Below are 12,270 nucleotides of genomic sequence, written 5' to 3' on the forward strand. Positions count from 1 at the left end.
CCATTTGCATTCAAGGCTGTGATTCCGGGGCGGTCCGCAGGACCGAACCCGGAATGACGACGGAGCGTTACGACGCCGCCAGCTGTTCCTCGACCAGCTTGACCCAGTAGGACGTGCCGTAGACGATCGCCTCGTCGTTGAAATTGTAGGCGGGGTGATGCAAGCCAGCGCTGTCGCCGTTGCCGCAGAAGATGAAGGCGCCGGGCCGCGCTTCGAGCATGTAGGCGAAATCCTCGCCGCCCATCAGCGGGGCCATGTCGTGCACATTGGCTTCACCCGCGACCTGCTCGGCGATGCGCCGCGCCACTTCGGTCTCCGCCGCGTGATTGTTCACGACGGGATAATTGCGCTTGTAGCGCAGGTCGATCTTGGCGCCGGTGATCTGCGCCACGCCTGCCACAACTTCACGCACGCGCTTTTCGACCAGCTTGCGCACCTCCGGCGACAGGGTGCGGATCGTGCCTCTCAGCGTCGCGGTCTGTGGAATGACGTTGCGGGCGTTGCCGGCGTGGAATTCGCAGATCGAGATCACGGCCGATTCAAGCGGGTCGACGCTGCGCGCGACGATCGACTGCAGTGCCGTGATCACCTGCGCACCGACCAGCACGGAATCGACGCATTTGTGCGGGCGCGCGGCGTGGCCGCCGACGCCCTCGATCATGATATCGACCTCGTCCGTCGCTGCCATGATCGGACCCGGCCGGATCGCGAACGAGCCGATCGGGATGCCGGGCCCGTTGTGCATGCCGTAGACCTGGTCGATGCCGAAGCGCTCCATCAGGCCGTCCTTGACCATGGCCGCGCCGCCGGCACCGCCCTCCTCGGCCGGCTGGAAGATCACCACGGCATCGCCGGCAAAATTGCGGGTCTCGGCGAGATAGCGGGCGGCCCCCAGCAGCATCGCAGTATGGCCGTCATGGCCGCAGGCGTGCATCTTGCCGGGGGTCTTGGAGGCGTAAGGCAGATTGGTCTGCTCCTCGACCGGCAGCGCGTCCATGTCGGCACGCATGCCGATCACCTTGGGCCCCTCGCCGGCACGCTTGTTGCCCTTGATCACGCCGACCACGCCGGTCTGGCCGAGACCGGTCACGACCTCATCGCAGCCGAACTCCCGCAGCCGGTCCGCGACGAATGCTGCGGTGCGGTGGACGTCGTACAGCAGCTCGGGGTGCTCATGGATGTCCCGCCGCCAAGCCTGGATGTCGGGCTGAAGGTCGGCGACGCGGTTCACGATAGGCATGGAAGGTCCCAAGCTTTGTTAGCAATACAGGACTGTCTACCATGCAAGCACCGGTCCACCCAACCGGCGGAGGGTCCAGGGTAGCTCTGTTCTCTCGTCATGGCCGGGCTTGTCCCGATCCGCTGCGTCTGCCTATTAGACGGAACGCAAAGTGACCATCCGGGTGGAAGCAGAATGCCAAGGCGGCTCGAAGGTGAGTTTGACTATATTGTCGTCGGAGCCGGTACGGCCGGCTGCGTCGTCGCCAACCGGCTCTCCGCCGATCCGAACAACCGAGTCCTCATTCTCGAAGCCGGCGGCGACGACAATTGGATCTGGTTCCACATCCCGGTCGGCTATCTATTCGCCATCGGCAATCCCCGCTCGGACTGGATGTTCAAGACCGAGGCGGAGCCCGGCCTGAACGGCCGTTCGCTCGCCTATCCCCGCGGCAAGGTGATCGGCGGCTGCTCGGCGATCAACGCCATGATCTCGATGCGCGGACAGGCCGCCGACTACGATCATTGGCGCCAGCTTGGGCTGACCGGCTGGGGCTATGACGACGTGCTGCCGCTGTTCAAGCGGCTGGAAGACCACTTCCTCGGCGCCAGCGAGCATCACGGCGCCGGCGGCGGCTGGCGCATCGAGGCACCGCGGCTGTCATGGGCCATTCTCGACGCCGTCGGCGATGCCGCCGAGGAGATGGGCATCAAGCGCATCCCGGATTTCAACACCGGCGACAACGAAGGCACGAGCTATTTCCACGTCAACCAGAAGCGCGGCCGGCGCTGGTCTTCGGCGCGCGGCTTCCTCAAGCCCGCACTGAACCGCCCCAATCTGCGGCTCGAGAAGCATGTGCTGGTCGATCGCCTCGTCATCGAGCAGAGCCGCGCCGTCGGCGTCCGCTTCATCCAGAACGGCGAGATCATCGTGGCGCGTGCGAAACGCGAGGTCATCCTCTCGGCAGGTTCGATCGGCTCGGTGCAGGTGCTGCATCGCTCCGGCATCGGACCGGCCGACTGGCTGTCGACGCTCGGCATCGACATTGTCATGGACAAGCCGGGTGTGGGGCGCAATCTCCAGGACCACCTCCAGCAGCGCGCGATCTACAGGGTCGAGGGCGTCCGCACCCTGAACGAGACCTATTACAACCTCTTCCGCCGCGGCCTGATGGGTCTAGACTACGCCTTCCGCCGCCGCGGTCCTCTGACCATGGCACCGTCGCAGCTCGGCATCTTCACGCGCTCGGATGCGACGCGCGCCCGCGCCAACATTCAGTTTCACGTGCAGCCGCTGTCGCTCGACAAGTTCGGCGATCCTCTGCACCGCTTCCCCGCGATTACGGTCAGCGCTTGCAATCTCCAGCCGACCTCGCGCGGCACCGTTCGCTTGCGCGCGGCGACACCGGATGAGAAGCCGATCATCGCGCCGAACTACCTGTCGACCGACGACGACCGCCAGGTCGCCGCCGACGCCATCCGCACGACGCGTCGCCTGATGCAGCAGAAGGCGCTCGCGAAGTACCGGCCAAGCGAATATCTGCCCGGGCCCTCCGTCGGCGACGACGACGCCTCGCTCGCCAAGGCCGCCGGCGACATCGGCACCACCATCTTCCATCCGGTCGGCACTGCGAAGATGGGGACGGCAAACGATCCGATGGCGGTGGTGGACGAGCGGTTGCGCTTCTACGGCCTCGGCAACTTGCGCATCATCGATGCCTCGATCATGCCGACCATCACGTCCGGAAACACCAACACGCCGACGGCGATGATTGCGGAGAAAGGGGCCACGATGATCCTGGAGGACGCGAAGTAAACGAACCCGCAGCGCATCACTGCTTTACCCATGATCAATCCGCACCGTTTTTCCATCGGCCCGGCCGACGCGCAGATCGCCATGTTGCAATGGGGCGAGAGCGGCAGGCCGCCCTCGCTGCTCCTGCACGGCACCGGCTTCGTTGCCGATGTCTGGGATGAGGTCGCGCGCGAGCTTGCATCGACTTACACAGTCTATGCGCTCGACCGCCGCGGCCATGGCGCGAGCCACAAGCCCGGCGCTTATCACTTCCTGGATTACGCCGACGACGTCGGCCGGGTGATCGATGCGCTCGATCTCCGCGACATCTACGGCATTGGCCACAGCGCGGGCGCGACCGATCTCCTGCTCGCGGCGAAACTCTTGCCCGGCCGCTTCACGCGCCTATTCGTGATGGAGCCGACCGTGATGGACCCGCGCAGGACGCGCTCCGGCGGACTGAGCGAGGAATCCTTGTCCCGCGTCGAGAGCACGACGCGCCGGCGCGCTGAGTTCGACAGCGCCGACGCCGTGTTCGATCGCTATCGTGCCGCTCCGGCCTTTGCGGATTGGACCGAGATCTCGCTGCGCGCCTATGTGCGCCACGGCTTCGTGCCGCTCGACGATGGCCGCGTCCGACTCTGCTGCACACCCGAGATCGAGTCCGCGATCCTGCGTCCGATCTTCGAGGCGATGGAGCAGGTGTACGCTGGCGACGCCCGTGGCAATCCGTTTGCCTGGCTGACCGAGATCGACTGCCCGGTGCGCGTCACGACAGCCGCGAATTCGGGGCCGATCTACAAGGAGATGGCGCGACGGGCCGCGTCGCTGATTCCAAGCGTCAGCACATTGTTCTTTGAGGGCGCCGGTCATTGCGTGGCGCAGGAATTGCCGGGATGCGTGGTCGAGGCCGTGCGGGAGTTTGCAAAATAGCTCTCATGTCCCGGACGCGGCGCAACACCATAAGCGCGTTCACGCGACGAGTTCGAGGCGGCGATGAAGGCGAATGTGGAGGGATAGCAGCGCCCGTTGTCACGTCATTGCAAGGAGCTCGCGACAAAATTGCCCAGCAACTTTGCGCTGAAGCGACCAAGCAATCCAGACCGCCTCCTCGGGGACAGTCTGGATTGCTTCGCTGCGCTCGCAATGACGATCGTCGAAAAGGCCCGGCAAGAAATCAGGCCGACCGTCGCACCGCGTTGTCCACCAGCGTCTTGCCGAGCGACCAGATCGCACCGGGGACCTTGTGGCTGCCGGCGATGACGTCGTCGAAGGCGCGCTCGATCCAGCTGCAGTCTTCCTCAGTGATGGTGAGCGGAGGCAACAGCTTGATGGTGTGGCTGCCGTGGCCGGCGACTTGCGTGAGGATCTTGTGATCCTTGAACAGCGGCACGGTGATGAGCTGGCAGAACAGGCCCTTGTTGGCGGTCTCCAGCACGTTCCAGGAGGCCCGCAGGCGCAGCGACTTCGGCGGGCCGAACTCGACGCCGATCATCAGGCCCTTGCCCCGCACTTCCTTCATCAGCTCGTAGCCGGGCACCATGCGCGTCAATGCGAGGCGCAGCTCGGCGCCGCGCTTGGCGGCGGACTCGATCAGCTTCTCGGACTCCATGACGTCGAGCGTGGCGATGCCCGCGGCCATGGCGAGGTCGTTCTTGGAGAAGGTGGAGCCGTGCACCACCGCCCGGTCCATCTGGTTGAAGATCTTGTCGAAGATGCTCTTGCGCGTCAGCACGGCGCCGACCGGCACGTGGCCGCCCGACAGCGACTTCGACAGCAGCACCATGTCGGGCTCGACGTTCCAGTGCTCGACCGCGAGGAAGCGGCCGGTGCGGCCCATGCCGGTCTGGATCTCGTCGGCGACGAACAGCGTGCCGTATTTCTTGCAGAGCGCGGCCGCGCCGGGCAGGAACTCGTCGGTGGGCATGTTGACGCCCTTGCCCTGGATCGGCTCGACGACGAAGGCCGCAACCTCGCGCGAGGCCAGGGCCTTTTCCAGCGCGGCCAGATCGTTGAAGGGGACCGGGGTGCAGCCCGGCAGCAGCGGCTCGAATCCGGTGCGGAAGTTCGAATCGCCCGTCAGCGACAGCGCGCCATAGGTCAGGCCGTGGTAGCCGTGGGCGCAATAGACGATGCCGGGGCGGCCGGTCGCGCCACGCGCAAATTTGATCGCGGCTTCGACGCATTCCGCGCCGGAATTGGCGAAGAACGCCTTGTCGAGATAGGGGACGTATTTCAGCAGCCGCTCGGCCAGCACGCCGGCGAGCGTCGAGACGTCGAACTGGACGAGGTTGGGCAGGTCGGCATCGAGCACGCTCTTGAGCGCATCGCGCATGACAGGATGATTGCGCCCGATCGCGAAAACGCCAAAGCCGGACAACAGGTCAAGGTAGCGAGCGCCCTCGCGATCGTAAAGGTACTGCCCCTGCCCCTTCTGGAAGCCGACATCGTAGCCGATGGTCTTGAGAACCCGAACGAACTGCTCGTTCAGATACCGGTTATGCAGGGTGCTGCGCTGGGCCTGACGGTCCGCGAATAGCTGAGACATGTCTGGATTTGGGCTGTGCATCCGCTACATACTTCGATTGGAGGCCGTCTCGTCAACTGAAAACGGACCGCTGCTGAAAACGGTCTGTGCGGCCTTTTGCCCTTTTTCGGACCATCTTCGCAAGCACAGCTTTTAGATCATGTTGCACTGCCAAGGAACCATCATGCGTTTAGCCCTTTACACCGGACTAATACTGGCTGGCGGTTACACCTGCCTGACACCCGCGCTCGCGGCAGACCCGACCGGCGACTGGCGGGTCGCCGACGGCGTCGCCAACATTCGTGTCGCCCAATGCTATGGCAGCATGTGGGGCGCAGTCTCCTGGGAAAAGCAGTCCGGGGGGCGCGACGAGAACAATCCGGATGTCTCGAAAAAGAACAGGCCGACGCTGGGCATGGCAACCCTGATCGATATGAAGAAGAAACCCGGCATCGATCAGTGGGAAGGACAGGTCTACAACGCCAAGGATGGACAGCTCTATAGCGCGACCATCACGCCGGCTGGTGCCGATCAGCTCGAAATCAAGGGCTGCGTGATGGGCTTCCTCTGCGGCGGCGAGACCTGGACCCGGGTCGGCCCGCCAATCCCCTCGAGTCCCGTCAACGCCATGGCCAAGGGCGCGCCGAAATCCGGCGGCGCCACGCCGCCGAAGGCTCAAGGTGCGCAGGCAGCTCAAGCCACGACAGGCGCCACGGCACCTGCGCCTGCGCCTGCAGCTCCGAAGGCCGCCGGCGCCGCCAAGCCCGGTCAGAAGGCCGCCGCCGACCCCGTCGGCGACATCTGCCTACTCCCTGAGATTGCGGGGTTTGCCCATTAGGGCCGGCTGAAACAGCAGCACGGCGGCAAGCGTCGTCACCAGCGAGAGTGCCAGCAGCTTGCCCATGCTGGACGTGCCGGGATGGCTCGACAGCCACAGGCTGCCGAACGCGGTTGCCGTCGTCAGAGCGCTGAAAAAGATCGCGCGCGTGAGGCTGGTCTGGAGCAGGTTTGTTCTGCCCGAGCGCCACGCCACGACATAATAGATCTTGAAGGCGACACCGACGCCGAGCAGCAACGGGAACGCAACGATATTGGCGAAGTTCAGCGGCAGCCCGATCAACACGCAGATCTCGAGCGTCACTGCGCCGGCAACCAGAAGCGGCACCAGCGTCATCAGCACGTCGACGAACCGGCGCAGCGTGATCCACAGCAAAAGCCCGATCACGACCAGCGCGTAGATGCCGGCGTGGATGAACGCCTTCACCACGGTGTCGCCGGATTTCAGGATCGAGACCGGTCCGCCGATCGCGGTCGGCTCGGCCGCGAGCACCGCCGCCGCGAATTTGCGCAGGGTGTCGTTGTCGTTGGGATCGCCCTTGGGCAGCGCCTCGACGCGGATGATGCCGTCCTTGCTCTTCCAGGCGTTGACGAGCTCGGGCGGCAGTGACTTCAGGGTGACCGGCTCGGCCTGCATGGCGTTCCTGAGCTGGTCGAACACGATCTTCATCGGCGTGACGAACACGTCCTGCGCCTTGTTGCGCGTGGCCTCGTCGCTATCGGCGAGCTTTTCGAGCGCGTCTGCAAGACGGCGCGAGGCGACCGCACCCGGCCCCTTCGCGTCGCCCGCGGTCCGGCGCAGATTGTCGACCGAGGATTTCAGCGACTCCACATTTTCCTGATCCGACGGCGCCGCATCGATCTGATCGGGGTTCAGCGCGGGGTTCAGCACCTTGGCCGCCTGCGCAAGCAGCTTCAGCTTCGGCGGCTGGTCCTGCGGCACAAAGCTGTCGAGAGACATCACCCTGAGCACCTCGGGCACTTTCTCGAGCCTTGCCTCGACCTGCCTCGCCTGCTCTTCCGACGTCGTCATCACGTTGATGGCATTGGCACCGGTATTGGGGTCCTTGCGCAAATCGAGGAAGGTGGCGATCGATTCGGCCTTCGGATTGCGCAGGTTCATCGGGTTGAAGTCGAACTTCATGAAGTAGAGCAGCGGCAGGCCGCCAAGCGCGAGCAGCAGCGTGCCGCCGACGATCAGCACGCGATGCTTCTCCAGGAAGTGATCGAGCGGGGCCAGGAAGGCATAGCCGACGGGCTCCGGCTCGCCGGGCGGGTTCAGAAGCTTGAGCAGCGCCGGCAGCACGGTAATGCTCGACACGAACGCCACCAGCATGCCGACGCCGGCGATCTGCCCGAGTTCCGAGATGCCCTTGTAGTCGGTCGGCATGAAGCAGAGGAAGCCCGCCGCGGTGGCCATTGCAGCCAGCGACAGCGGCACCGCCGAGCGCTTGGCCGCCAGCACCAGCGCGCCCGAGAGGTCATCGTGCTTGTAGCGCTCGGAGCGGTAGCGGACGCTGTACTGGATGCCGAAATCGACGCCGAGGCCGACGAACAGCACCGCGAACGCGATCGACAGCAGATTGAGCGAGCCGACCATCATCAGGCCGGCCGCGGTCGTGATCGTAAGGCCCACGAAGAGATTGACGAACACCGCAAAGATGATCTTCGCCGAATGCAGCGCCAGCCACAGGATGAGCAGCACGACGAGAACGGTGCCGACGCCGTTGACGACGGCTCCCTCCTGGACGGTCGCGTATTCCTCGTTGGCGATCGGGACCGGGCCGGTCAGACGCACCCGCGCCTGGTATTTGTTGGGGAAGTCCAGATCGGCCGCCGCTTTCCGGATCGCGTTGGTCGCGTCCTTGCCCGGCTCCAGTGCGTTGTAATCGAGGATGGGCTTGAACTCGATGAAGGCACGCTTGTCCGAAGCCTTCAACGGCTCGTCGCTGACGAGTTCGCGCCAGGAGAAGCTGGCATTGCCCTTGTTGAGCACGGTCTCGACGGTCTGCGCGATCAGGTTGAAGGGCCGTTCGGTGTTGTCGAGCTTGACCTGGCCTCGCTTGACGCCGGCAAGGCCGGTTTCCAGCGCGCCGGTCAGGCCGCGGATCGAGGGATCGCCGGCCATGATCTCGATCAGGGGCGCGGCGGATTCGAGCTCGCCGGTCGTCTTGGCGACTTCCTCCGTCGGCAGGAACAACAGTCCATTCTTCTCGAAGAACTCGCCGCTACCGAGTTGCTGCATCGACTGGAAGTTGGTCTTGTCGTCCTTCAGCCTTGCATAGAGCGCGTCTGCTGCGGCGCTCGTCATCTCCGGCGTCCGGGCCTCGATCACGGCGAGGATCGTTTCGTTCTGATCGAACGCCTGGTCGAATTGCTGGTCGCGCTTGCGCCAGTCGAGATTCTGGGAAATCAGCGAATTGATGTCGGTGTTGATGGCGAAGTGGCGCGCGGCGTAATAGCCCGCTCCCACCGACAGCAGGAGCCCGAGAAGGACGACGAGGGAGGCAAACCGGGTGCAGGCCCTGACAATGGCAACGACGACGCTTTGCAGCACTTCTTTTCTTTCTGCGGTTAAACAGCTTGCCGGAAACGCCCGCTGTTTATCGGAGTTTCCGGGCGAAACCTATTGCTGTTTTGAGTGGTTCTCGCCGCGAGAAGGTTCGAGGTAAACGGCGGGAGACCGGGGCAAAATCATGCGGGGCGGCCGGTATAGCCGGGGAGTTGAGGCGGGAAAGTGACGAAGGACGATGCACGAATGTCGCGCATTGCACCCATCGCATATCCTACTATGATACCTTAAAAATGGGATCCGTAGCGGTCCGACCTTTCCTTTATGCCGATTTTTTGACACAAAGTATTGCGCCTCCATGCGCCGGAGCCCCTTCGGGGGTGGGCAGCTACCGCGTAGGCGAACCAATGGTGCGGATATTGCAGCTCATTGGTCAGTATCGGGGTGCCGTCGGGGACTTACAAAAGCGGATTGGTGAAACTTGCGTAACGAGCGTCCAATGGAAGTGTATCTGGCGCAACCGCGCGGCTTCTGCGCGGGCGTGGTGCGTGCGATCGAGATCGTGGAACGGGCACTGGAGAAATACGGCCCCCCGGTCTACGTGCGCCATGAGATCGTGCATAACAAATACGTCGTCGAGAGCCTGAAGAGCAAAGGCGCGATCTTCGTCGAGGAACTCTCCGAGGTTCCCCCGAAAGCGGTGACGGTCTTCAGCGCCCATGGAGTCGCCCGCAGCGTCGAGGAAGAGGCCGCCGCGCGCGATCTTCCGGTGCTCAATGCCACCTGCCCCCTGGTCACGAAGGTTCACAATCAGGGGAAGCGCTACATCGGCAAGGGCCGCACGCTGATCCTGATCGGCCATGCCGGCCACCCCGAGGTCGAGGGCACGATGGGCCAGGTCCCGGGGCCCGTGCAGCTTGTCCAGAGCGTCGAGGAGGTTAAGGCGCTCACGCTGCCGGCGGATACGCCGGTGGCCTCCATCACCCAGACCACCCTGTCGGTCGACGACACCAAGGACATCATCGCGGCCCTGCAGGCCCGCTTTACAGACATTCAAGGTCCGGATATCCGGGATATCTGCTATGCGACACAGAACCGCCAATCTGCGGTAAGGGACTTGAGCAAGCTGGTCGACGTGATCCTGGTGGTGGGGGCTGCCAACAGCTCGAACTCGAACCGGCTTCGCGAAATCGGCACCGAGGCCGGCGTCGCGAGCTATTTGATTGCCGACGGCAGCGAGCTCAATCCGGAGTGGCTGAAAAACGCCAGGGCCGGCGCCTCGGCGCCCGAGATACTCGTGGATGACGTGATCGAAGCGATGCGGCGGCTCGGACCGGTCAAGGTCTCGGTGCTGCCGGGCCGCGAGGAGAACATCGAATTTCGGCTTCCGGCCCAATTGGCCGCGAGCTGACCCACCCGAATTTCAAGCCCAGAAAGAAACGTGTAATGGCTATCCCCTTCTTCAAGGAAATGCGTATCGGCGGCTATTTGCTCAAGCAGAAACTGCTTGGCCGCAAGCGCTACCCGCTCGTGCTGATGCTGGAGCCGCTGTTTCGCTGCAACCTCGCCTGCGTCGGCTGCGGCAAGATCGATTATCCCGACGCGATCCTGAACCGCCGCATGACGGCGCAGGAGTGCTGGGACGCCGCCGACGAGTGCGGCGCGCCGATGGTCGCCATTCCCGGCGGCGAGCCGCTGATCCACAAGGAGATCGGCGAGATCGTGCGCGGCCTCGTCGCACGCAAGAAGTTCGTCTCGCTCTGCACCAATGCGCTGCTGCTCGAGAAGAAGCTCGATCTGTTCGAGCCTTCGCCGTACCTGTTCTTCTCCGTGCATCTCGACGGCCTGCGCGACCACCACGACAAGGCGGTGTCGCAGAAGGGCGTGTTCGACCGCGCCGTCTCCGCGATCAAGGCGGCCAAGGCGCGCGGCTTCACCGTCAACGTCAACGCCACCATCTTCGACGGCCATCCGGCCGAGGAGATCGCGAAATTCCTCGACCTCACCGTCGAACTCGGCGTCGGTGTCTCGATGTCGCCGGGCTACGCCTATGAGCGCGCCCCGGACCAGGAGCATTTCCTCAACCGCACCAAGACCAAGAAGCTGTTCCGCGACGTCTTTGCCATGGGCAAGGGCAAGAAGTGGAATTTCATGCATTCCGGCCTGTTCCTGGACTTCCTCGCCGGCAACCAGGAATACGAGTGCACGCCGTGGGGCATGCCCGCGCGCAACATCTTCGGCTGGCAGAAGCCCTGCTACTTGCTCGGTGAAGGCTACGCCAAGACCTTCAAGGAGCTGATGGAGACCACCGACTGGGAAACCTACGGCACCGGCAAGTACGAAAAGTGCGCCGACTGCATGGCCCATTGCGGCTACGAGCCGACGGCGGCGACCGCAGCCCTCAACAACCCGCTGAAGGCGATGTGGGTGTCGCTGCGCGGCGTCAGGACGACCGGCCCGATGGCCCCGGAGATCGACCTCTCCAAGCAGCGCCCGGCGCAGTACATCTTCTCGGCGGAGGTGCAGAAGCGCCTGTCGGAGATTCGCAAAGACGAGGCCGCCGCTGCGCAGGCGAAGGCCGCGCAGAAGGCTTCGACCGCCGCGTAAGAGCGGACCACCAATATCGAAACACAAAAGGCCCGGCCTTCATCGCGACCGGGCCTTTTGCTTGTTCGGCGCAAGCGTCCTGCATTCCCTTTGCCGCATCATTCCCGCAAAGCCATTCAGCAAGCCGACGCCAGCAGGCGTGCTGTTCAAGACGACATGTATCCGCAACAGCGTTGCATTGGTAACGACCCTGAAGGAGACAGAAATACTTTTGTAGCGGGCGACATGCATCCACTCCCACGGGATGGTCGCCGCCGTCAGCGCCTTTGGCGCATCGACTATCCGCGACGACTACAAAGGAGACGCAACGTGTCAAAGTTGAATTACCGCGGACTGCCAGGAATTGCAGCGGGCCTTGTTCTGCTTGTTTCGCCGGCCCTGGCGGAAAATGTTCAGGCAGCCGATAGCGCGAAGGCCGTGAAGGTGACTCCGATACTCACGACTTTGAACACATCGAGCGGACAGCCAATCGTGATGCCGCAGAAGGACGTGCAGATCTCCGTTTCAACCTACGACATCCCGGCGGGCGCGAAATTGCCTGAGCACAAGCACCCGCATCCCCGCTATGGCTACATGCAATCGGGTACGCTGCGGGTGACCAATCTCGACGTCAACAAGACCGAGACTTACAGTGCCGGCAGCTTCATTCTCGAAGCGGTCGATCAATGGCACAAGGCAGAGAATATCGGGAGCGAACCGGTCAAGCTCCTGGTCATCGACGTGAAGCCGAAGGGCGCAGTTGCTACGGTCCTGAAGGCCGACTGAGCGTCTCAG

9 protein-coding genes are annotated in these 12,270 nt (G+C 63.8%); 6 read left to right on the forward strand and 3 right to left on the reverse strand.

Annotated features, from left to right (window positions below; genetic code table 11):
- Positions 1–67: 67 nt before the first annotated feature.
- Positions 68–1,240 carry a M20 aminoacylase family protein gene (locus ABIF91_RS02130; protein ID WP_028176724.1) on the reverse strand — a complete coding sequence of 391 codons (1,173 nt, stop codon included), beginning with the start codon at positions 1,238–1,240 and terminating at the stop codon, positions 68–70.
- A gap of 174 nt (positions 1,241–1,414) precedes the next feature.
- Here ABIF91_RS02130 and ABIF91_RS02135 point away from each other — a divergent pair, with 174 nt between their 5' ends.
- Positions 1,415–3,034, forward strand: coding sequence for a GMC family oxidoreductase (locus tag ABIF91_RS02135; RefSeq protein WP_424578730.1), 1,620 nt, complete (start codon positions 1,415–1,417; stop codon positions 3,032–3,034).
- Positions 3,035–3,064: 30 nt separating this feature from the next.
- A complete protein-coding gene (locus ABIF91_RS02140; protein ID WP_424578731.1) occupies positions 3,065–3,946 on the forward strand; it encodes an alpha/beta fold hydrolase in 882 nt (293 codons plus the stop codon).
- A gap of 244 nt (positions 3,947–4,190) precedes the next feature.
- Here ABIF91_RS02140 and hpnO read toward each other — a convergent pair whose 3' ends face one another.
- Positions 4,191–5,582, reverse strand: a complete 1,392-nt coding sequence (hpnO, locus tag ABIF91_RS02145) for an aminobacteriohopanetriol synthase HpnO (protein WP_028176727.1) — start codon at positions 5,580–5,582, stop codon at positions 4,191–4,193.
- Positions 5,583–5,724: 142 nt separating this feature from the next.
- Here hpnO and ABIF91_RS02150 point away from each other — a divergent pair, with 142 nt between their 5' ends.
- Positions 5,725–6,378, forward strand: a complete 654-nt coding sequence (locus ABIF91_RS02150; protein WP_028176728.1) for a DUF2147 domain-containing protein — start codon at positions 5,725–5,727, stop codon at positions 6,376–6,378.
- On the opposite strand, the gene ABIF91_RS02155 is transcribed toward ABIF91_RS02150, so the two are convergent.
- A complete protein-coding gene (locus ABIF91_RS02155; protein WP_028176729.1) occupies positions 6,346–8,934 on the reverse strand; it encodes an MMPL family transporter in 2,589 nt (862 codons plus the stop codon). The two genes, ABIF91_RS02150 and ABIF91_RS02155, sit on opposite strands and share 33 nt — an antisense overlap.
- Before the next feature lie 454 nt (positions 8,935–9,388).
- On the opposite strand from ABIF91_RS02155, the gene ispH reads away from it, so the two are divergent.
- The 3 genes from ispH (at position 9,389) to ABIF91_RS02170 (ending at position 12,261) form a co-directional block, all read left to right on the forward strand.
- Positions 9,389–10,300: a 4-hydroxy-3-methylbut-2-enyl diphosphate reductase gene (gene ispH / locus ABIF91_RS02160; RefSeq protein WP_424578732.1), complete on the forward strand. Its 912-nt coding sequence runs from the start codon at positions 9,389–9,391 to the stop codon at positions 10,298–10,300.
- Between the two features lie 35 nt (positions 10,301–10,335).
- A complete protein-coding gene (gene hpnH, locus ABIF91_RS02165) occupies positions 10,336–11,496 on the forward strand; it encodes an adenosyl-hopene transferase HpnH (RefSeq protein WP_028176730.1) in 1,161 nt (386 codons plus the stop codon).
- Positions 11,497–11,805: 309 nt separating this feature from the next.
- Positions 11,806–12,261, forward strand: a complete 456-nt coding sequence (locus ABIF91_RS02170) for a cupin domain-containing protein (RefSeq protein ID WP_028176731.1) — start codon at positions 11,806–11,808, stop codon at positions 12,259–12,261.
- The last annotated feature ends 9 nt before the right edge of the window (positions 12,262–12,270 follow it).

The organism is Bradyrhizobium sp. USDA 241 (assembly GCF_049739505.1).
Taxonomy (GTDB): Bacteria; Pseudomonadota; Alphaproteobacteria; order Rhizobiales; family Xanthobacteraceae; genus Bradyrhizobium; species Bradyrhizobium liaoningense.

Coding starts and splice junctions, on each gene's coding strand:
- ABIF91_RS02130 (WP_028176724.1), bottom strand. CDS start 1,240: ATGCCTATCGTGAACCGCGTCGCCGACCTTCAGCCCGACATCCAGGCT.
- ABIF91_RS02135 (WP_424578730.1), top strand. CDS start 1,415: ATGCCAAGGCGGCTCGAAGGTGAGTTTGACTATATTGTCGTCGGAGCC.
- ABIF91_RS02140 (WP_424578731.1), top strand. CDS start 3,065: ATGATCAATCCGCACCGTTTTTCCATCGGCCCGGCCGACGCGCAGATC.
- hpnO (WP_028176727.1), bottom strand. CDS start 5,582: ATGCACAGCCCAAATCCAGACATGTCTCAGCTATTCGCGGACCGTCAG.
- ABIF91_RS02150 (WP_028176728.1), top strand. CDS start 5,725: ATGCGTTTAGCCCTTTACACCGGACTAATACTGGCTGGCGGTTACACC.
- ispH (WP_424578732.1), top strand. CDS start 9,389: ATGGAAGTGTATCTGGCGCAACCGCGCGGCTTCTGCGCGGGCGTGGTG.
- hpnH (WP_028176730.1), top strand. CDS start 10,336: ATGGCTATCCCCTTCTTCAAGGAAATGCGTATCGGCGGCTATTTGCTC.